Source organism: Pseudomonas sp. D2002, assembly GCF_013385735.1.
Lineage (GTDB): Bacteria > Pseudomonadota > Gammaproteobacteria > Pseudomonadales > Pseudomonadaceae > Aquipseudomonas.
In genome coordinates this window covers 114137-134384 of sequence record NZ_JACAPL010000002.1, presented here as the reverse complement: position 1 = coordinate 134384, position 20248 = coordinate 114137, and the positions used below count along the sequence as shown (strand labels likewise).

19 protein-coding genes and 2 pseudogenes are annotated in these 20248 nt (G+C 60.1%); 8 read left to right on the top strand and 13 right to left on the bottom strand.

The window, feature by feature from the left end; all coding sequences use genetic code 11:
* Positions 1-118 precede the first annotated feature (118 nt).
* The 3 genes from HX783_RS00970 to HX783_RS00960 form a co-directional block, all read right to left on the bottom strand.
* Entirely contained in the window at positions 119-916 is a 798-nt protein-coding gene (locus tag HX783_RS00970; protein WP_177015614.1) for a M12 family metallopeptidase, read from the bottom strand.
* A gap of 192 nt (positions 917-1108) precedes the next feature.
* Entirely contained in the window at positions 1109-2275 is a 1167-nt protein-coding gene (locus tag HX783_RS00965) for a GGDEF domain-containing protein (protein ID WP_177015613.1), read from the bottom strand.
* Between the two features lie 110 nt (positions 2276-2385).
* Complete coding sequence (locus HX783_RS00960) at positions 2386-3597, bottom strand: MFS transporter (RefSeq protein WP_177015612.1); 1212 nt, start codon at positions 3595-3597, stop codon at positions 2386-2388.
* Positions 3598-3694: 97 nt separating this feature from the next.
* Here HX783_RS00960 and HX783_RS00955 point away from each other — a divergent pair, with 97 nt between their 5' ends.
* The gene (locus tag HX783_RS00955; RefSeq protein ID WP_159956126.1) at positions 3695-4516 is read left to right on the top strand and encodes a helix-turn-helix domain-containing protein; all 822 of its coding nucleotides are present in this window, start codon (positions 3695-3697) and stop codon (positions 4514-4516) included.
* Here the strand turns inward: HX783_RS00955 and HX783_RS00950 are convergent.
* Positions 4509-5696, bottom strand: a complete 1188-nt coding sequence (locus HX783_RS00950) for an MFS transporter (RefSeq protein ID WP_177015611.1) — start codon at positions 5694-5696, stop codon at positions 4509-4511. The genes HX783_RS00955 and HX783_RS00950 overlap by 8 nt on opposite strands.
* Positions 5696-6718, bottom strand: coding sequence for an alpha/beta hydrolase (locus HX783_RS00945; protein WP_177015610.1), 1023 nt, complete (start codon positions 6716-6718; stop codon positions 5696-5698). Before HX783_RS00945 ends, HX783_RS00950 begins: the two co-directional genes overlap by 1 nt.
* 165 nt (positions 6719-6883) lie before the next feature.
* Here HX783_RS00945 and HX783_RS00940 point away from each other — a divergent pair, with 165 nt between their 5' ends.
* Positions 6884-7816, top strand: a complete 933-nt coding sequence (locus HX783_RS00940; RefSeq protein ID WP_177015609.1) for an AraC family transcriptional regulator — start codon at positions 6884-6886, stop codon at positions 7814-7816.
* Here HX783_RS00940 and HX783_RS00935 read toward each other — a convergent pair.
* Positions 7791-8297 (bottom strand): GAF domain-containing protein, encoded by a 507-nt coding sequence (locus HX783_RS00935; RefSeq protein ID WP_177015608.1) that lies wholly within the window; start codon positions 8295-8297, stop codon positions 7791-7793. The genes HX783_RS00940 and HX783_RS00935 overlap by 26 nt on opposite strands.
* A gap of 54 nt (positions 8298-8351) precedes the next feature.
* Positions 8352-9854: a glycine betaine/L-proline transporter ProP gene (gene proP, locus HX783_RS00930; protein WP_177015607.1), complete on the bottom strand. Its 1503-nt coding sequence runs from the start codon at positions 9852-9854 to the stop codon at positions 8352-8354.
* 153 nt (positions 9855-10007) lie between these two features.
* Here proP and HX783_RS00925 point away from each other — a divergent pair, with 153 nt between their 5' ends.
* Positions 10008-10538, top strand: a complete 531-nt coding sequence (locus tag HX783_RS00925) for a GNAT family N-acetyltransferase (RefSeq protein WP_177015606.1) — start codon at positions 10008-10010, stop codon at positions 10536-10538.
* Between the two features lie 143 nt (positions 10539-10681).
* Positions 10682-12085, top strand: coding sequence for an MFS transporter (locus HX783_RS00920; RefSeq protein WP_177015605.1), 1404 nt, complete (start codon positions 10682-10684; stop codon positions 12083-12085).
* Positions 12086-12246: 161 nt separating this feature from the next.
* On the opposite strand, the gene HX783_RS00915 is transcribed toward HX783_RS00920, so the two are convergent.
* The 3 genes from HX783_RS00915 to HX783_RS00905 form a co-directional block, all read right to left on the bottom strand.
* Entirely contained in the window at positions 12247-13164 is a 918-nt protein-coding gene (locus tag HX783_RS00915) for a helix-turn-helix domain-containing GNAT family N-acetyltransferase (RefSeq protein ID WP_177015604.1), read from the bottom strand.
* Between the two features lie 68 nt (positions 13165-13232).
* The gene (locus tag HX783_RS00910) at positions 13233-14525 is read right to left on the bottom strand and encodes a sorbosone dehydrogenase family protein (protein ID WP_177015603.1); all 1293 of its coding nucleotides are present in this window, start codon (positions 14523-14525) and stop codon (positions 13233-13235) included.
* The gene (locus HX783_RS00905) at positions 14522-14938 is read right to left on the bottom strand and encodes a DUF2231 domain-containing protein (RefSeq protein ID WP_162530293.1); all 417 of its coding nucleotides are present in this window, start codon (positions 14936-14938) and stop codon (positions 14522-14524) included. The genes HX783_RS00910 and HX783_RS00905 overlap by 4 nt, the downstream gene beginning before the upstream one ends.
* 175 nt (positions 14939-15113) lie before the next feature.
* Between HX783_RS00905 and HX783_RS00900 the strand changes: the two genes are divergently transcribed.
* The 4 genes and pseudogenes from HX783_RS00900 to HX783_RS00885 form a co-directional block, all read left to right on the top strand.
* Positions 15114-16142, top strand: coding sequence for a UV damage endonuclease UvsE (locus HX783_RS00900; protein WP_177015602.1), 1029 nt, complete (start codon positions 15114-15116; stop codon positions 16140-16142).
* A 40-nt stretch (positions 16143-16182) separates the two neighbouring features.
* Positions 16183-16662, top strand: coding sequence for an ATP-binding protein (locus HX783_RS00895; RefSeq protein ID WP_159956146.1), 480 nt, complete (start codon positions 16183-16185; stop codon positions 16660-16662).
* Positions 16659-17429, top strand: a complete 771-nt coding sequence (locus HX783_RS00890; protein WP_177015601.1) for a nucleotidyltransferase domain-containing protein — start codon at positions 16659-16661, stop codon at positions 17427-17429. Before HX783_RS00895 ends, HX783_RS00890 begins: the two co-directional genes overlap by 4 nt.
* Positions 17430-17448: 19 nt before the next feature.
* Positions 17449-17598, top strand: a pseudogene (locus tag HX783_RS00885) (alpha/beta hydrolase); the annotation flags it as partial.
* A 22-nt stretch (positions 17599-17620) separates the two neighbouring features.
* On the opposite strand, the gene HX783_RS30165 reads toward HX783_RS00885, so the two are convergent.
* The 3 genes and pseudogenes from HX783_RS30165 to HX783_RS00875 form a co-directional block, all read right to left on the bottom strand.
* Positions 17621-18388 carry a methyl-accepting chemotaxis protein gene (locus HX783_RS30165; RefSeq protein WP_371317652.1) on the bottom strand — a complete coding sequence of 256 codons (768 nt, stop codon included), beginning with the start codon at positions 18386-18388 and terminating at the stop codon, positions 17621-17623.
* An 87-nt stretch (positions 18389-18475) separates the two neighbouring features.
* Positions 18476-19480 (bottom strand): annotated as a pseudogene (locus tag HX783_RS30160) (cache domain-containing protein); the annotation flags it as partial.
* Positions 19481-19738: 258 nt separating this feature from the next.
* The gene (locus HX783_RS00875; RefSeq protein WP_371317648.1) at positions 19739-20236 is read right to left on the bottom strand and encodes a MarR family winged helix-turn-helix transcriptional regulator; all 498 of its coding nucleotides are present in this window, start codon (positions 20234-20236) and stop codon (positions 19739-19741) included.
* Between the last annotated feature and the right edge of the window lie 12 nt (positions 20237-20248).

The window sequence follows — 20248 nt, the reverse complement described above, 5'->3', positions numbered from 1 at the left end:
TGCCTCTATAAGCAGGAGGTGTGCCAGTTGTTACGAATCACATCGAAACCTGCGTTCCCTGTGACGGGCGAGTTCGCATTCGCGCGCCTACCCGCATGTGCGAGGTTTCGCCTCCCGATCAGTGGTGGAAGCCAAACTTTAAAAAATTTTGAAAAAGTATTTCGTTTTCAGTGGGTTGTGGTGCCTTTTCGACGATTTTAGGCGGGTAGAGCGACTTCCAGAAGGCACGGTCTTCATCGGAAGGTTTAAAGCTAATATTGATGTCTTCATGTTTCCACAGAACGTCTTTGCTCAGTCCGTAGTGCATGATTGATTTTTGATCATAGTGTGAGTGGGTTATGTCGGCAGGTTTAAGTTTTTTTAAAATATTTTCATAAGTTTCTGTCTGGCTCCACTGTGCATGTTTTTTGTAAATTCTATACGTTTTTGCAATATTGAACTCAAATGATCTGTCCGGATGCTGGTGTTCATGTAACAATCCCAGTGCATGTCCAAATTCATGGATTATATTTCTTTTTGCACTGTCTTTAGTGCTGTTGAAGTCGAAATGCATGGTTGGCTGGTCGGCAGGAATTTTTTTGGCATCAGTGCCTACCATTGACCAGTTTCCGTTTAACGTCTTACTCATGGAGATGCGGATATCGGCTTCAGTGCCTTCAACGAATTTCAGTGTCAGATTAATCAGTGGTGAATAAGTGTCCTTGATATACTTTTTTATAAACTGTTGCTTTGACGGCGTGGTGTCCATAAACGCGATAGTCAGTGTGCCGTTCTGTGGCCATAGTTTTTGCGTATCGGCCACGCCGCGTTTGGTTCGGGTGACGTGAGCGGCACTCGTCGTTTCAGTGCTCGCCGGGGCATGACCAAAATCGGCCGAATAGGCGGGGTTATAAGGCGCAGAGTTTGAAATGTTCATGCTTTAGCCTCTTTAGGGTAAGGGGGCTGCCGTCACTGCCGACGAGCATGAAATGTGTGGTTGTATTGACGATTTAGTTCCAGTTTTCTGTAGGACTCGCTTCAATCGCACCGCAGTCTAATTACGCAAAGTATGTACGCTCGAGGCGGCCTTTTGAGGCGAGTTTTCACCTTCTTTTAGAACCAAACAACCCTAGCTGTACGAGCGAGCACTCGTTCGATCCACCAGCCGTATGCTGTCACGCCCGCCGCGCTTGGTCTCGTAGAGCGCGGTGTCGCCCTGTTCGATCAATGCCGTGAGGTTCTCCGGTGGTTGGTCGAACAGGTTTGCACCGATGCTCAAGGTCACCGGCGCCGGGGTGGTGAAAGTCGCAGATGTCGTTTGCTGGAACTGCTCACGCAAACGACTGCCCAGTTCAACGATTTGCTGCGTCGAAGCCTTGTTCAGCAGGATCACAAATTCATCCCCTCCCAGGCGTGCCGCCAATGCACCTCTGGGCACCACCGCGCGGATCATCTCGCTCAATGCGATCAGCAAGCGGTCGCCGGCGGTATGGCCGTAGAGGTCGTTGACCAGTTTGAAATTGTCGATGTCGATCAATAGCAAGGCGCCCGGTTGTGCCGGCGATACCTGGGCCAACAGCTGCGGCGCGCGTAAATCGAGGGCACGACGGTTGTACAACGCGGTCAATGGGTCGCGGGCCGCCAGGCGGGCGATTTGTTGTTCACGCCGATAGCGTTCCGAGCCGGTCATCGACAAGGCGATCAGCATGATCGCCATCGCACCTTCCACCAACGAGACCTGGATAATCTCGCCCTTGAACGCGGCGAGGTCGATCAGCGTGCCGGGGATCACCACCGACAGCGCCTTGGCCACGTAAAAGGCGCCGTGCAGCAGCAACACATAGCGCAACTGCACCGCGCCGATGCTCAAGGATTTGCCGTGGGGGCGCAGCAGGAAGCTGGCGCGCAGGGTCGGCAGCGCCACCAGCAGCGACTGCACGGCCAGCATGGCTTTGGACCACGACAGGTCGGTTGGCAATGCGAGCATGCCGAGCCAGATGATCAGCAACAGCAGCCAAAGCCGCGACAGGCGCACCTGGGTAAAGCGTGCCACGCCGAGTAAAAACAGGAAGTGTGCGGTCACCAGCAGGCCGTTGGCGAACCAGATTCCGATCATCAACAGGCCGCTGCCGCGCAGCAACGCCAGGGTGGAACCGAGGCTGATGGTCGCAAAGCCTGCGGCCCAGAACAGCAGCGACGGCTCGCGCACGCTGCGCCACTCAACGGCCAGGTACAGGGCCGCGGCCGCGGCGAGCGCAATGCTCAGGGTCAAAATCGTAGGAGGGTCGAGCGTCATGTCGTGCCGGGTCTGCCTGGGTGTGCGCTTTAAGTCGGGATTGTAAGCGCACACGCAGGTTTTTCAGAGCATTCCGTGTAGTAGCACACGGCCAGCCGATGATCGGCGGGTCAGACGCCTTTAGTCGAAGGCAGCAAGATCGTGAGGATGCCCGCCAGCGGCAGGAACGAGCAGATCTTGTAGACGTACTCGATGCCATGGTTGTCGGCGAGCAAGCCCAGTAGTGCGGCACCAATGCCACTGAAACCGAACATCAGGCCGAAGAAGATGCCGGCGATCATCCCCACATTGCCCGGCACCAGTTCCTGGGCGAACACCACGATGGCCGAGAAGGCCGAGGCGATGACGAAGCCGATCACCACACTGAGCACGGCGGTCCAGAACAGGTCGACGTAGGGCAGGGCCAGGGTGAACGGCGCAGCGCCGAGGATCGAGAACCAGATGACTTTCTTGCGGCCGATCTTGTCGCCGATCGGGCCACCGGCGAAGGTGCCGACGGCCACCGCACCGAGGAACAGGAACAGGTACATCTGCGAGCTGGCCACCGACAGGTGGAATTTCTCGATCAGGTAGAAGGTGAAGTAGCTGGTCAGGCTGGTCATGTAGAAGTATTTGGTAAACACCAGCAGCGCCAGCACCACCAGGGCAAACGTCACGCGGCCTTTGGACAAACCGTGGGTGGCCTTGCCGCCTTGCTTGAGCTTGAACAGGTTGAGGTGGTTGCGATACCAGCGGCTCAGGCCGTACAGCACCAAAATGGCGAACACGGCGAACAGCCCGAACCAGGCGATATGGGTTTGGCCGTAGGGAATGATGATCGCCGCCGCCAGCAACGGGCCGAAGGCGCTGCCGGTGTTGCCGCCGACCTGGAACGTCGATTGCGCCAGGCCGTAGCGGCCGCCGGAGGCCAGGCGCGCCACGCGCGAGGTTTCCGGGTGGAAGGTCGACGAGCCAACGCCGACCAGCGCCGCCGCCAGCAGGATCGCCGGGAAGCTGCCGACAAACGCCAGCATCAGAATGCCGATCAAGGTGCACACCATGCCGGCCGGCAGCAGCCACGGCTTGGGATGGCGGTCGGTGTGGTAACCGATCCAGGGTTGCAGCAGGGACGCGGTCAGTTGGAAGGTCAGGGTGATCAGGCCGACCTGGGTGAAGCTCAGCCCGTAGTTGGCCTTGAGCATCGGGTACACCGACGGCAGCACGGCCTGGATCAGGTCATTGATCATGTGCGCCAGGGCGCAGGCGCCGAGGACGCGCATGACCAAGGGGCTTATTTGCGGTGTGGCGGTTGCAGCGGCAGGTGACGCGGTCAGGCTCGACATGCAGGCATTCCATACAGGGCAGCGAACAGGGGCGGCGAGTACTTAAGCTCGCCGTCCGTTTCTAAATGTTGCGGTGTTTATGCTAGATTTGCTGCAAATGCCTGTCTCGCGAAATTCGGGCGCCAACTGTTGCAAAAAGGGCGAAATCATCAAACCACTGGATGTATTTCTGCGGGAGATCGACGAAGGCGACTGGTCTGTGATCAGTTCCGCGACCGATTATCCCGAAAATTGGGTGATCCCCGAGCACAGCCACGAGAAGCATCAACTGTTGTATGCGGTTGAAGGCGTGATGGTGGTGTACTCGGCGCTGAACCAATGGACGGTGCCGCCCAATCGCGGCTTCTGGATGCCCTGCGGTCAAGTGCATTCGCTGCGCTGCGTCGGCACGCTCAAAATGCGCAGTGTGTTTGTGCGCCCGGAGCGCTTTCCCAACCTGCCCACCGAGCCCAAGACCGTCAGCGTCTCGCCGCTGCTGAGCGAGTTGATCAAGGCTTCGGTCAGCTTGAAACCGCCGTACGCCGAGGATTCGCGTGATGCGCGGATCATGCACCTGATCCTCGATGAGCTGGCGATTCTGCCCGCATTGCCGCTGTCGCTGCCCCAGCCTGCGGACCTGCGCATCAACCGTATTTGCCAGGCGCTGCAACACGAGCCGGGGGATGCATCAACGGTGGCGGATTGGAGTGAACGGCTGGCCCTGGACCAGAAAACCATCCAGCGCCTGTTCCGCAAGGAAACCGGCCTGACCTTCGGCCAGTGGCGCCAACAGGCGCGCTTGCTGTTGGCGCTGGAGCGCATCGCGGTAGGGGAGAAGATTATCGATGTGGCCATCGAGTTGGGCTATGAAAGCCCGAGCGCCTTTACCAGCATGTTCAAGAAGCAGTTTGGCAAGACGCCGAGTCAGTTTTTCAGGTAGTTCGGATGGCCTTGTGTGCGGCTGTAGAGCACCGTGAGGTCTGGTACGCCAACAGACTGGCGACGCCCAGCAATGCCGCGCTGAGTTCAAAGGTCGCCCGGTAGCCGCTCAGGTCGAACACCACGCCGCCGAGTGTGGCACCGGAGGCGATTGCCAATTGGATGATAGCGACCATCAGTCCGCCGCCTGCCTCGGCATCGTTCGGCAGCACCCTCGACAACCACGTCCACCAAGCCACTGGCGCGGCCGTGGCAATCAGCCCCCACAGGCCCAGCAAAACGGTGGTAGCGGTTGGCGAGCGCCCCCCTGCAACCAGCCCCAGGGCGATCACCGCCATTACCAGTGGGATAGTCATCAACGTGAAGTACAGGCTGTTTTTCAGCACGCGCTCAATCAGGAACGTCCCCGCAAGCCCAGTCAACCCCAGCACCAACAACATGAGTGAAAGCGTGGGCACACTGACTTGGGTCACGTTCTCCAAGAATGGGCGCAGGTAAGTGAACAGCATGAACTGCCCCATGAAGAACACACTGGCGGCCGCCATGCCCAAGGCCACGGGCGTGCTCTTCATCAGGCGAAATACGTTGCCGGTCTTGGCTGCAGCGTCCGCCTTGATCGAAGGCAGGCTTATCAGCAGCCACACGCTGGCCACAATCGCCACCGGCACAACGCAGAAGAACGCGCCACGCCAACCGATCAGTCCGCCGAGGAAGCTACCCAACGGTGCTGCAATCACCGTCGCCAGCGCGTTCCCGCCATTGACGAGCGCTAAGGCACGCGGCACTTGCGCAGCGGGCACCAAGCGCATCGCGGTAGCGGCGGACAGCGACCAGAAGCCGCCAATCGCCACGCCGATCAACGCACGGCCGAGCATGAACGCCAGGTAGTTTGGCGCCAGCGCCACCACCGTTCCGGACAGGATCATCAGCACAGTCAGCGCCAACAACAAACCCTTGCGATCCACCCGCGCGGCCACTGCGGCAATGGCCAGGCTGGTCAGCAAGGCGAACAGCCCAGACACTGAAATGCCTTGGCCGGCCTGGCCTTCAGAGATGTGCAGGTCGGCCGCCAACGGCGTCAACAGGCTCACGGGCATGAATTCAGACGCCACGAGGGCGAACGCCGCGAGGGACATGGCGAGTACCGCGCCCCAGTGGGGCGTGAGAGCGTTTTGGGACATTACTTCAAGCTGCTTTTGAAGAAGGTGGCGAGCTTGGCGAACGGGATCAGGTTCACCCGGTCGTAGAGGTCGACATGGCCTGCACCCGGGATGATCACCAGTTCCTTGGGTTCGGCGGCACGCTGGTAGGCGTCTTCGCTGAATTCGCGGGAGTGCGCATCGGCCCCGGCAATCAGCAACAGAGGGCGCGGGGAGATCGTCTCGATGTCGTTGAACGGGTAGAAGTTCATGAACTTCACATTGCTGGTGAGCGTGGGCCGTGTGGTGTTTTGCGGCGAAGCACTGGCCGAGGTGAATGCTCCGCGCGGGGTACGGTAGAAATCGTAGAACTCGTCGCCCACCGCATCGCCAGTGAGGGTGTGCGGGGTGCCGCCGGTGTAGACGGTGTTGCCGCCCTGGAATTCCACATAACGCTGGTTGGCTGCCTGGCGCAACAGTTGTTGGTGCTGCGCCTGAGTGACACCCTGCTTGAGGCCGTTGCGGTTGGCAGCCCCCATATCGTACATGCTGACGGTGGCGATGGCCTTGAGTCGAGGGTCGATCTTTGCCGCCGCGATGGCGAAACTACCGCTGCCGCAAATGCCGATTATGCCAATGCGCTCACGATCCACCAGCGGGCGAGTGCCGAGGAAGTCGACGGCGGCGCTGAAGTCTTCAACGTAGAGGTCAGGCAGTACCGCGTTGCGTGGCAAACCTGCGCTTTCACCCCAGAACGACAGGTCCAGGGAAAGGGTCACAAAGCCCTGTTCAGCCATTTTGGTGGCGTAGAGATTGGCGCTCTGTTCTTTTACGGCGCCCATCGGATGACCAACGATTATCGCCGGATTCTTTGACCCCGCAGCAATACGCTTGGGTAAGAACAGATTGCCGGCGACCTGCATCCCATACTGATTATTGAAGGTGACCTTTTCCATTGTCACTGTGTCGCTGTTGTAGAAGTTGTCAGCACCGTTGGACATGTCGGCTCCTATTGAAGAGAAAGAAGTCACCAGCAAACCCAGGGCGAGCAATAGGCGTTTCATTGGTTGAACCTTGGCGAAGTGGGGTGGCCCATTTTCCCGGTGCGCTCGAAGGTTCTGTAGTGTGTTCCACTGGAATACTTGCCTGATCCTCTGAGTGTGCGTGCTCACTTGGGACGCCAAGGGGCTGGCGCGGTAAAGTCCAGTGAAGAACAGAAAGAGCCCGCCATGAAGACACAGCACATCCCCCAATCGCCTCTGCAAACGCTGGTTCAGTCGATTGCCTCGCGGGTCGCGGCACCCGGCGACTACCCCATGCCGATCCCGGGCCTGGGCTTTTATCGGCGTGAGCAGCCCGCTGCGCCGGTGGTGTGCATGGTCGAGCCGAGCATCGTCCTGGTTGCCCAGGGCGAGAAGCAATTATGGGTCGGTGGCCATGGCTATTCGTACGACACCGCGCGATTTTTGGTCACGTCACTGGACATCCCGGCCAATTCGCAAGTGCTGGCCGCCAGCCCGTTGGAACCCTGCCTGGGCCTGACCTTCAAATTGGATCTACGCATCCTCGCCGAACTGATTGGCCAGAGTGGCGCGCCGCCGACGCGTGAGCGGGCGATACTGAAAGGAGTGGGTATTGGCACTGTCACCGATGGGATACTGGCGTCTTTCGCGCGCCTGGTTGCCTTACTGGATGAGCCTGAGGCGATACCGGTACTGGCTCCGCTGGTTCAGCGCGAGATTCACTACCGGTTGTTGCAAAGCGATCAGGCCAGCCGATTGCGCCAGATCTGTTCCATTGATGGGCCGGGTTATCGAATAGCCAAGGCGATCGATTGGCTGAAACTGAATTACGGCGAACTGCTGCGCGTGGATGAATTGGCCGCGCGGGTACAAATGAGCGCGGCCACTTTTCACCATCACTTTCGCCAACTGACGGCCATGAGCCCGCTGCAGTATCAGAAGTGGTTGCGCTTGAACGAGGCGCGACGTTTGATGTTGAACGAGCATCGGGACGTGTCCAGTGCCGCGTTCCAAGTGGGCTATGAAAGCCCCTCACAGTTCAGTCGGGAGTACAGCCGACTGTTTGGTGTGCCGCCCAAGCGCGATATTGCTGCGCTGCGAGGGAAAACGGCCGTTACTGATCAGTCGTTGTCAGGTTAGCGAAAAAAATACAGCCAATCAGCCGCGCAAACAGGCTCAAGGTTTCCGGCAAGTTGGGGTCGTCAAACAACATCGCCCGCGAATCCAGCGCACACAGCGCGCCGAACAGGCGGCCATCGGGCAGGAAGATCGGCGCGCCGGCGTAGCTTTCGATGGCGTATTGCTTGACCACCGGGCGCGTGGCGAAGCGGCCGTTCTGGCTGATTTGCGGAATAAACAGGGTTTGCGGGTTGATGCAGAACTCACTGCACAGGGTGGTTTCCAGGTCGAGTACGTCATCGACATGAATGCCCATGTCGAGCGGATCGTGCGCGGAGCACACCACCCATTCCAGGTCGGTGAATTTGGCGATGCCGGCAAAGCGCATGCCGGTCAGGCGGGTGACCAGTTGCAGGACGCTGGTAGTGGCTTCGATTTCGGCGATGGCAGCGCGCTCATCGGCGCTGAGTAACGAATGGGCTGCGGTGACGCTTGGAAGCATGCTTGAGCACTCCAATGGCGTGGCGGCCTGGGGCCCACCACGCAGGGTCAGGTGTTAGTTAATGCGTGGATGCTGTTGCACCAGGTTCTGGCGCTTGGCTTCGAGCGCGGCAATTTCGGCGTCGATGTCTTCGATCTTCTGCTCGATATTGTCGTGGTGCTCTTGCAGGATTTCCTTGGCTTCTTCCATGTCCGAAGCGGCCGGGGCCGCGCCGCGCAGGGGCTTGTTGGCAGTTTCCTTCATGGTCAGGCCGGTGACCAGGCCGACCACGGCAAACACCATCAAGTAGTAGGCGGGCATGTACAGGTTGTTGGTGCTTTCCACCAGCCAGGCCACGGCGGTTGGGGTGAGGCCGGCGATCAATACCGAGACGTTGAACGCGCTGGCCAGCGCGCTGTAGCGCAAGTGCGTGGGGAACATCGCCGGCAGTGTCGAGGCCATTACGCCGATAAAGAAGTTGAGGACCACGGCAAGAATCAGCAAGCCTGCGAAGATCAGGCCGATCTTGCCGCTGGTGATCAGCATGAACGCCGGGATCGACAGAAACAGCAGACCGACGCTGCCAGCGATGATGAAGGGCTTGCGGCCGATCTTGTCGCTGACAAAGCCAATGAATGGCTGCACGAACAGCATGCCGACCATGATCGCGATGATGATCAGCACGCCGCTGTTTTCTTTGTAATGCAGGTTATGCGACAGGTAGCTCGGCATATACGTGAGCAGCATGTAGTACGTCACGTTGGTGGCCGCGACGATGCCGATGCAGGTCAGCAGGCTGCGCCAGTGCTTGGTGGCGACTTCCTTGAACGACACTTTGGGGCCATGGGTCAGGCCCTGGCGGTCGCCTTGTTCGAGTTTGTCCATGTGCTGCTGGAAGGCTGGGGTTTCTTCCAGCGCGTGACGCAGATAAAGGCCGATGATGCCCAGGGGCAGGGCGAGGAAGAACGGCAGGCGCCAGCCCCACGCCTCGAAATCGGCTTCACCCAGTATCGTTGAGATCAGCACCACCACACCCGCGCCGAGCACGAAGCCGGCGATGGAGCCGAAGTCCAGCCAGCTGCCGAGGAACCCGCGTTTGCGGTCCGGCGCATATTCGGCGACGAAGATCGAGGCGCCGGTGTATTCACCGCCCACCGAGAAGCCTTGGGCCATTTTGCACAGCAACAGCAGGATCGGCGCCCAGATGCCAATCGAGGCATAGCCGGGAATCAGGCCGATGGCGAAGGTGCTCAGGGACATGATCACAATGGTGGCGGCAAGGACCTTCTGCCGCCCGTATTTGTCGCCCAGGGCGCCGAAGAACAGGCCGCCCAACGGCCGAATCAGGAACGGCACGGAGAACGTACCCAGGGCAGCGATCATTTGTACGCTGGGCGAGGCGTCGGGGAAGAACACCTTACCGAGCACATAGGCGACGAACCCGTAGACGCCGAAGTCGAACCATTCCATGGCGTTACCCAGGGCAGCGGCGGTGATTGCCTTGCGCACCTTGGTATCGTCGACGATGGTGATGTCTTTCAAACCGATGGGTTTGACGCTTTTCTTACGTATTTTCATGCGGGCCACTCTAAAACAGAACAGGGGAGGTGCCATCGTTGCGATGGCACCGCTCTGTCAGTTCAGATACAAGAGGACATCAAATAATTCACCACTATTTGCGTTTTTTTGCAGATGCATTGAACTTCGTGGCTTTACGAGGGAAATATCCGAATGCCAGCCGCCGCCTCACGCCTGACCTACCGCAAGCCCGAAGCCAGTGACGTGCAGCGATTGTTCGCGATCTTCGGCGACCCGCAGACTAACCTGTTCAATCCCAACGGCCCGATGGCCAGCCTGGCCGACGCCCAACGCTTGCTCGACCACTGGCGCGAACAATGGGCCACTCAAGGCTACGGCTGGTGGGCGGTTGCCCGCAGCGAGCAGCCTGAACGCATCATCGGCTTCGGCGGCGTGGCGCCGCTTAATTACCTGACCGAGCGCCGTATCAACCTGGGTTATCGCTTTGCCGTCGAGGCCTGGGGTCAGGGCTTCGCCACGCAGCTTGGCCGTGATGCGCTGGCGCAGGCGTTCGGACCGCTGCGGTTGCCGGCTGTGTTCGGGTTGGTGCGCCCGGACCACGCCGCGTCGATTCGTGTGCTGGAAAAGCTCGGCATGCAGCCTTTCGGCGTGCTCGACGATGTGCCGGGCCAGGCGCCAAGCCTGGTATTACGGATTTGTCATCCTACAACTTCCGTTGATTGAGCCGATCTATACCGGCCTTACACCTCAATAAACCGCAATCTTTGAGATTGACACCGCACAGGCAGCCCGCTATAAAAGTCATAGTTGTACGACGACATATGACGTTACGTATGTCCTACCTAACAAAAATAAAAAGTGATGCCATGAATTTGAATGAGCCCCTCAACGCCCATCGCGTCGGCACGGCCGTCGGCAACTATCGCTGGACCATCTGCGCGATGTTGTTCTTCGCCACCACCGTCAACTACCTCGACCGCCAGGTCCTCAGCCTTCTAGCGCCGCAGCTGTCGACGCAATTTGGCTGGAGCAACACCGACTACGCCAACATTGCGGCGGTCTTCCAGTTTGTTTATGCGATTTCGATGCTGTTTGCCGGACGCTTTGTCGACAAGATCGGCACTAAAGCCGCCTACGTGGTGGCGATTGGCATCTGGTCTTCGGGCGCCATCATGCACGCGTTCGCGGTGCCGATGGGCGAGGGCATCGCGGCGGTCAGCACTGCCATCGGCCTGGCGGTGATTCCGGTATCGATTGCCGGTTTCATGCTGTCACGCGCGGTGCTGGCGATTGGCGAGGCGGGCAACTTCCCCATCGCGATCAAGGCCACCGCCGAATACTTCCCGAAAAAAGAACGTTCCCTGGCCACCGGTATTTTCAACTCCGGCGCTAACGTCGGCGCGATCCTGGCGCCGATCTGTGTGCCGTTGATTGCCGGGATTTGGGGCTGGGAAGCCGCCTTTATTGTCATCGGCGCGCTGGGTTTTGTATGGGTGGCGGTGTGGGCGGCGGTCTACGAAAAACCGGAGCAGCAAAAACGCCTGTCGGCTGCAGAGCTGGCTTACATCCGCAGCGACCAGACCGTGCAGCCGTTCACACCTGAACCTGTTGGTACAACGCCGAAGAAAGTCTCGTGGTTCAAGTTGCTGACTTACCGCCAAACCTGGGCGTTTGCCTTCGGCAAGTTCATGACCGACGGCGTGTGGTGGTTCTTCCTGTTCTGGCTGCCCACCTACTTGTCAGCGCAATACGGCATGAAAGGCGCCGATATCGTGATGCCGCTGGCCGTGCTCTACAGCATGACCATGGTCGGCAGTATTGGCGGCGGCTGGTTCCCCAGCTACTTCATGGCCCGCGGCGACGCACCGTATGACGGCCGCATGAAAGCCATGCTGGTGATCGCGCTGTTCCCGCTGGTGGTGTTGCTGGCCCAGCCTTTCGGCTACCTGAGCTTCTGGGTGCCGGTGCTGTTGATCGGCGTGGGTGCCTCGGCGCATCAGGCATGGTCGTGCAATATCTTTACCACCGTTTCCGACATGTTCCCGCAAAAAACCGTGGCCTCGGTGGTCGGCATCGGCGGCATGGCCGGCGGCTTGGGTGGTGTGGTGATGACCAAGATTGGCGGTTGGGTGTTCGACTACTACAAGTCCATCAACGACATCCACACCGGCTACATGATCATGTTCGCAATCTGTGCCCTGGCTTACCTGGTGGCGTGGAGCGTGATGAAGGCGCTGGTGCCGCGTCATAAGGAAATCACTGATCTGTAAAACGGACACAAACCTCAAAGCTGCGAAGATCTAATGTGGGAGCGGGCTTGCTCGCGAAAGCGGAGTGTCAGACACGCATAAGTCGACTGACACTCCGCCTTCGCGAGCAAGCCCGCTCCCACAGTGGATTTGCGCTGAACTGAATGGTTTTGTTGCATGCCTTACAACTCACGCGCCCAGGTTTCACTCACCAGCGATTTGCCGAAACTGACCGTGGCCTCTTCATCAACCAGGTTGAACCCGGCCTTCTGATACAGCCTGCGCGCGTCGGTCAGCGCGTCCACCGTCCACAGCAACATACTTTTGTACCCTGCATTGCGTGCAAAGCGCAGGCATTCGTCCACCAGGCGCTGGCCGATGCCCATGCCGCGCGCACTGGCGTCCACATACAGCATGCGCAGCTTCGCCGTGGTTTCGTCATGGCGCACCACGAACACCGAACCCACCACTTCGCCGTCTTTTTCCGCGATCCAGCAACGCTCGCTGACGGGGTCAAACTCGCGCAGGTACTTGGCGACAATCTCCGACACCAGCGCTTCAAACTCCCAGTTCCAGTTGTACTCGCGGGCATACAGCGCCGATTGCTGCTGCACCACCAGGCCCATATCGCCCGGTTGCGGGTCGCGCAGCAAGTAACTCGGCGTGCGGCCTTGCAACAGTGTCTGGATACGCTGCATGGCGGCCGTCAATTGCTGTTGCTGCGACTCGGGCAGGGCCTCCAGCAAGGCAATGACTTCCTGTTGGGTCTGGTTTTCCAGCGGTGCGAGCACGGCGTGGCCGACGTCGCTGAGGTGCAATTGCACGGCGCGCGCATCGGTGACGGAGCGAACTTTCTGGATCAAGCCTTTCTTTTCAAACCCGCTGATCAGCCGGCTCAGGTAACCCGCATCGAGGCCGAGCATCTGGCACAGGTCGGCGCTGGTCAGGTCGCCACGCGAGGAGAGTTCGTACATCACACGGATTTCGGTGAGGGAGAAGTCGCTTTGCAGCAGGTGTTCCTGCAGCACACCGATCTGGTGCGTGTAGAAACGGTTGAAACCGCGAATGGTCGCGGCGCGTTCGACAAGGGTCGTAGACATGACGATGCTCGCTTGGTTGCCTGAAGCAATTATATTGTTGCTTTAGGCAACCAAGTCAAACACTTTGTTCAGCGGTTACGCGTCACCCGCCAAATGGTGTTGGCCAGGTCATCGGCGATAATCAGCGCACCTTTCGGGTCCACCGTCACGCCCACCGGCCGTCCACGGGTCTTGCCGTCATCGCCGCGAAAGCCAGTGGCGAAGTCGATGGGTTCACCGGACGGCTTACCGTTACTGAACGGCACGAAGATCACCTTGTAGCCCACCGGGTTGTCACGGTTCCAGCTGCCGTGCTCGCCGACGAATGCGCCGTCGGCGAATTTTTCACCCATGGCGGGGATGGAAAAATCCACGCCCAGCGCCGCGACGTGGGAACCCAGGCTGTAATCCGGCTTGATCGCCTCGGCGACTTTTGCCGGGTTCTGCGGTTGCGCGCGCGGGTCGACATTCTGGCCCCAGTAGCTGTAGGGCCAGCCATAGAAGGCGCCTTCACGCACCGAGGTCAGGTAGTCCGGCACCAGGTCCGGGCCGAGTTCATCGCGCTCGTTGGCCACCGCCCACAATTGCCCCGAGCCCGGCTGAATGGTCAGTGCGGTCGGGTTGCGAATGCCGGTGGCGTAGGGTTTGTGTGCGCCCGTGGCGGCGTCGATCTGCCAGACCATTGCCCGGTCGATTTCCACTTCCATGCCGCGCTCGGTGATGTTGCTGTTGGAGCCGATGCCCACGTAGAGCTGGCGCCCGTCCTCGCTCACGGCCAGGGACTTGGTCCAGTGGTGGTTGATCTGCGCCGGCAGGTCGGTGATTTTGGTCGGTGGGCCGCTGGCCTTGGTCTGGCCGTCGGCATAGTCGAAGCGCACCAGCGCGTCCTGGTTGGCGACGTAGAGTTTGCCGTCGGCGAACGCCAGGCCGTAAGGCGCATTGAGGTTGTCGGCGAACACGGTTTTCAGTTCGTAGGTGCCGTCACCGTCGGCATCGCGCAGCAGGGTCAGGCGGTTGCCGCCCTTGACCTGGGTGTTGCCCTTGGCCTTGATCACGCTGGCAATCACGTCCTTGGGCTTGAGCTTGGCCGCGCTGCCGCCACGGCCTTCGGCAACCAGGATGTCGCCGTTGGGCAATACCAGGGTTTGGCGCGGGATCGCCAAATCGGTGGCGATGGCGGTGACGCTATAGCCTTCGGGCACCTTGGGTTTTTGCGCGCCCCAGGGCGTGGGTTCGGCAATTTTCATGCTCGGCAACAGGCTGCTTTGTTGTTCCGGCAATTTCGGATCAGGGCCACGGGCCTGGGTCTTGTCGCCTTCGCCACCGCAGGCAGCCAGCAACAGGGCGGTGCTGAGCAGGGTCAGTGTGTGGGACGTTTTCATTTGGCACCTCCGGTGCGCAGGCCGGTCCAGGTGGCGGCGAGTGTCAACACCGTGACGATCACCGACAGCACCAGGCCGGCAGGCATGGCGGCGTATGCGTCCTTGGCATGCTGGAAGGCATTGATCAGGCCCAGTACCCAGGTGGCCAACAGCAGCAGCACATACACAACAGGTTGACCTGCTTTACGCTCGGCGCGCAGCAGATTGACCAGCGCAAACAAAAACGCGAAACCCGCGAACACCAAGGCACCGGCGATCAGCCACGAGGCGAAGTTGGCCCATTGAATCTGGTAGGTCTGGGTGTAGGCGATGTCGCTGAGCAGGGCGCCGAGAAACAGCGGCACCGTGCCTGCCAATAAGGTCGCATGCAGCGGCCCCGGCGTTGAGCTTCTATAGACGGGAAGGGTAGTCATGTTGATGGCGGCTCCTTGTTGTACAACGCCCCTGGGGTCGGGGCAGCGCATAGGAGAGGAGCGCAGCGTTTGTCAGAAAGTTCAGGGTATTTCGTGTCGAAATATTATGAACCCACTGGGTAGGCCTGGGCCTAACGCCGTATCATCCAACCCTTTGTCCCCGCCAGGCAGTGTTATGACCCACCCGCGCATCGGCTTCGTCTGCCAATACAAGCATTCCGACCGTCAACTCTCGGCCAGCGCCTTGAAGTTGATTGAAGGCCCGTTCAACCCGCGCACCACGACGTTGCGTTGGCTCGAAGGCGTGGCGCCGTCTGTGGCCCGCGACAAGCTGGTGGAAATCGTCACGCATAATCTGGCGGCGCAATTGCGCTTGCTGGCCTACGTCGCCGAGCTGCCGCCGACCTTGCGCATGCTGCGCTTGAGCAGTGACTTGCTGCCGTTCTACAGCCACCCGAAAGTCGCGGACGTGTACAAAGACCCGGCAATCGAACGCCAGTTGATCGAGGGCTTTGCGGCCATCGGCGACTTTGCGCGCGCCTCGGACATTCGCCTGTCATTCCACCCAGGCCAATACTGCGTACTGGGCTCGGAAAACCCCGGCGTGGTGGAAAACAGTGTGGCCGAGTTCGAATACCACGCCGACATGATTCGCATGATGGGCTACGGTCGACGCTTCCAGGACCTCAAGTGCAACGTGCACATTGCTGGCCGCCTGGGCGTTGAAGGCACGCGCGCGGTGTGGTCGCGCTTGTCCGAAGTGGCGCGCAATTGCATCACCTTCGAGAACGACGAAAAAACCTACGGCCTCGACCATTGCCTGCAAGTCGCCGACCTGGCGCCGGTGGTGCTGGACATCCACCATTGCTGGATCCACGAAGACCAGTACATCGACCCCGATTCGCCACGGGTCGCCCGCGTGATTGACAGCTGGCGCGGCGTGCGCCCCACGATGCATTACTCCCAGCCCCAGGAAAGCCTGCAAGCGCTGGGTTTCGACGCCGAGCACAAACTGGAGATGGACGCGCTGTTGAAGGTGGTCTCCAAACGCGACCTGTACGCCCACAGCGCACACATGTGGAACCGCTGGACCAACGATTACGCCCTGCAGTTTCTCGACCGTTTCGACATCATGCTCGAAGCCAAGGACAAGAACGTCGCGGCGCTGGCGTTTTATGAGTATTGGCAACGTCGTTCGGCGTAAAAAATGGCATGCTTGACGGCCCGATATAAGGACCCGCGCCATGCCAACCCTGCACCTGCTCTGTGGCAAGATCGCCTCCGGCAAATCCACCCTGGCTAAGACCCTGGCCGCCGAGCACGCCGCCGTCGTGCTCAGCGAAGACCACTGGCTCGCGCAGCTGTATCCTGCCGAGATCCAGTCGATTGCCGATTACCTGCGCTGCGCCCAGCGTGTTCGCGGGGTGTTGGGGCCGCTGGTGATCAACCTGCTGCAATCGGGCGTCAATGTGGTGCTGGACGTCCCCGCCAACACACGGGCCAATCGCGAATGGCTGCTCGGCCTGGCGCACGCCGCGCAGGTGCCGCACTGCCTGCATTACCTCGAACTGGACGATGCTACCTGCCGCGCGCGCCTGCATGCACGCAATGCCCAGGGCGAGCATGATTTCGCCGCCACCGATGCCGAATTCGAACTGATCACCCGACACTTCAGTGTGCCGAGTGAGGCCGAAGGCCTGGTGATTGAGGTGCATCGCCCATGAGCACCGTTCAAGGTCTCGATGCAAACGGCTGTGTGTTGACGGTTGGCGATGCGCCCCTGCAGCCTGAGTTTCAACCGGTGCTGACCGACGTGTGTACCACGCTTGCGCAGGCCGGTTTGGGGCTGCACAGCCTTTATCTGTATGGCAGCGTCGCCAGGGGCGACGCGATCCCGGGTGAGTCGGACCTGGACCTCACGCTGGTACTCAGTGAACCGCCAGATTCGCTCGTGCTTGAGCGATGGGAGCAGCTTCGCCAGGCGTTGGCGCAACGGCATTCTACGGTGACCAAAATCGACTTCGATATCGGCCACAGCGCCGAGGTGCTGGCGGCTGAAAACCACAATCGCTGGGGCTTCTGGCTCAAGCATCATTGCCGGTGCGTGTGGGGCGATGACCTTTCACTGCGCCTGGAACCGTTTCGGCCGTCGCGTGAGATCGCCTTGGCGCTCAATGGCGACTTCGAACCCGTGCTCACGGCCTATCTCACACGTATCGAGCAAGCCGGCACCGAACAGCAACGCCATCGCCTGCAACGCGAAGCCGCACGCAAGCTGATTCGGGCGACGCACACGTTGCGCGCAGCAGACGCCGCAGGCTGGCCACACAGCCTTGAAGAACACGTCGCGTTGTTCGTGCAGCATTACCCAACGATGCGCATCCAGATCGCCTACTTCCTGTTTGAAGCGCGCAACCCGAGCGCTGAGCGCGAGGCCTTTTGCACGCGGCTGCAGGCCTTTGTCAGCTGGATGGTTTCACAGCAGGCATAGTTTGGATCGACCAAAGAGGACTATGCGCCACAAGGTGCGCGCCGGCGCGGTGCGCGGGATATTCCAGTCGATGGTCGAGCTGTCCGACCATGGCGACCTGATGGGCAAGTTCCTCGGCCTGGCGTGCCCGAAATTGCCGCGTGCGGGCACTTCCCGTGGCAACAGATCGCGTATTTCCAGGGCCGTACGCGTCAGGACTTGAAGCGCCCCACCAAACCGTTCAACTCATCCGACAAGTTGGCCAGGCGCCCCGAGTCATCCTGCGCAGAATTGGCCAGGCTTTCCACCAGCCGCGCTTCGTCATAGATCTGCTGGATATGCCGGTTGATCTCTTCGGCAACGCTGTGTTGTTCCTCGGCGGCGGCTGAAATCTGCAGGTTCTGGTCGCGGATTTCATTCACCGACAACTGGATGCCTTCGAAGCTGTCCCGCGCGTTTTCGATGGATGATACGCTCGCGCGGGACAGGTCCAGGCAACTGCTCATCTTCTGCGTGACTTCCTCGGTTTTGCTGCCGAGGGTGCCGAGCAGTTGCTCGATCTCGCCGGTGGAGTCGGAGGTGCGCTTGGCCAACGCCCGCACTTCATCCGCGACCACCGCGAAACCACGGCCTTGATCACCGGCGCGGGCGGCTTCAATCGCCGCGTTGAGCGCGAGCAGGTTGGTCTGTTCGGCAATCGCGCGAATGGTGCCGAGGATCTGGTTGATGCTGCGGCTGCCGGCTTCCAGCTCGACCATGGCCTGGGACGACTCGGTCAACCGCCGGCCGAGGCGATTGACGTTGTCGGTGGTGACTTCGATCTGCTGCTTGCCCTCGGCCACGCGGCGATGGCCGTTCTCCGCCGATTCCGCCGCGCCGCTGCACGAGCGCGCGACTTCGTTGGCGGTGGCGACCATCTCGTTGAACGCGGTCGACACCAACTCCACCGCCTCACGCTGGCGCCCGGCGGCTTCGTTCATGTTGTGCGCCACTTCACTGTTGACCCGTGAGGCGTCCTGCAAGTTGGTCGAGGCGGCGCCGATGTGCTGGATCAATTGGCGGATCGCGGCGAGAAACTTGTTGAACCAGCCCGCCAGCTCAGCGGTTTCATCCTTGCCCTGCACCTGCAATTCGTGGCGCAAGTCGCCTTCGCCTTGGGCGATGGACTGCAAGCCGGTGCTGACCTGACCGATCGGCTTGACGATGACTTTGGAAAACGCTGCGGCAATCAACCCGAAGATCAGCACCAGCACCGCCACGATCGCAGTGGTCAGGTAGGTCATGCGCGTGGCGGCGGCCATTACTTCGTTGTATTCGATCAGCCCGACATAGCGCCAACCCAGGCCCGGCGAGGTCCACACGTTGGCCATGTAACGCACGCCGTCGATGACCACTTCGGTCGAGCCTTGCGGCGTTTGCGCCAAGTGCGCATAGGGCGCGCCGAGGTCCTTGAGCGGCTTGAAGTTGTGCGCGGCATCGCGCGGGTCAACCAGCACCACGCCGTCTTCGATCAGCATCACGTAGCCGCTTTCACCCAGCTTGATGCTCTTGAGCAATTCGGTGAGGTTCTTCAGCGATACGCTGACCACGAACACGCCTTTGGCCTTGCCGTTGGTGTCCAGCAGGGCGCGGGCGGTGCCGACCAGGGCGACGTCATCTTTGTCGTAATAGTAAGCCGGCGTGCGCACGGTTTTATTCGGGCTGGCCATGGCGGCCTTGTACCACGGGCGGGTGCGCGGGTCGTACTTGGCCAGTTGCGGGTCATCGGGCCATTTGGCGTAGGTGCCGTCTTCGAGGCCGATGGACAGGATCGCCGCCGAAGGATGGCTGGCGCCGAACCGGGCGAACTGGTCGATCACCTGCTTAGCCTGCGCCGGCAGCGGTTGGCTGGCGGCGTTGGCGGGCTGGTAATCCTTGAGAGTGTTCACGGAAGTGTATACAGGATCGGCGGACATTTGATCGACGTTCTGCAGCGTGCCATCGAAAAACTGCCGGATATTGCCGTCGATCTGGCGTATTTCGCGGGTGCTGCCGTCAATGAACTGCTCGACCGCCTGGGTCCGAGTGTTCATCACGGAGATCACCGCGACCAGGCTGACCGGAATAAACGCCACGGAGACGAACGCGAGCACCAGCTTGTTTTTTATTTTCATCGAGACGACCATCAGCAGGGAGGGCGATTTGCTATCACTGCTGTTTCGGCTCGGGCACGCTAAATCTTTAGCGATATTTTGTGTACAACAAAAATAGTTTTTGTCCTGGAATTTTACCGGCCGCAAAACCGCTCATTTCGGCGTGACGTTAGCGTGGTAATCCCGATCTGCGGCGGGTCAGCGTATGTCTTTGGTTGCCAGTATCGAATCGTCCTTGATGTCCGCGGCGAACTTGCGCATCAGGCGCACCAGGTTTTCGAAATCGCCTTCGTCCCAGGTCGAGAAGATCGACACGCCCATGCGCTCGCGGGCGTCATCCACACGGTCGGTCATGGCCTTGCCTTTTTCGGTGATGACCGACTCACGCACGCGGCGGTCCACGGCGCTTTCCTGGCGCAGGATCAGGCCCAGGCTTTCGAGTTTCGCCACCTGGCGGCTGACGGTGGTGTAGTCGCGGCCCACGCGGTCGGCCAGTTCAACCACGCCAATCGGGCCGAGCCGCTCGACCAGCACCAGCAGCGGAAACAGCGCGCGGTCCAGGGAAATCCCGGCCTCGCGAACCATCGCCTCGTCACGCTGGGGGCGGTTCATCACCCCGACAATTTCCACCAGCGAGTCATGCAGGTCTCGCAGTTGTGCGCTTATATGTGCGTTTTGCACGCTTTTTCTTGACACCGTGTTTCTCCA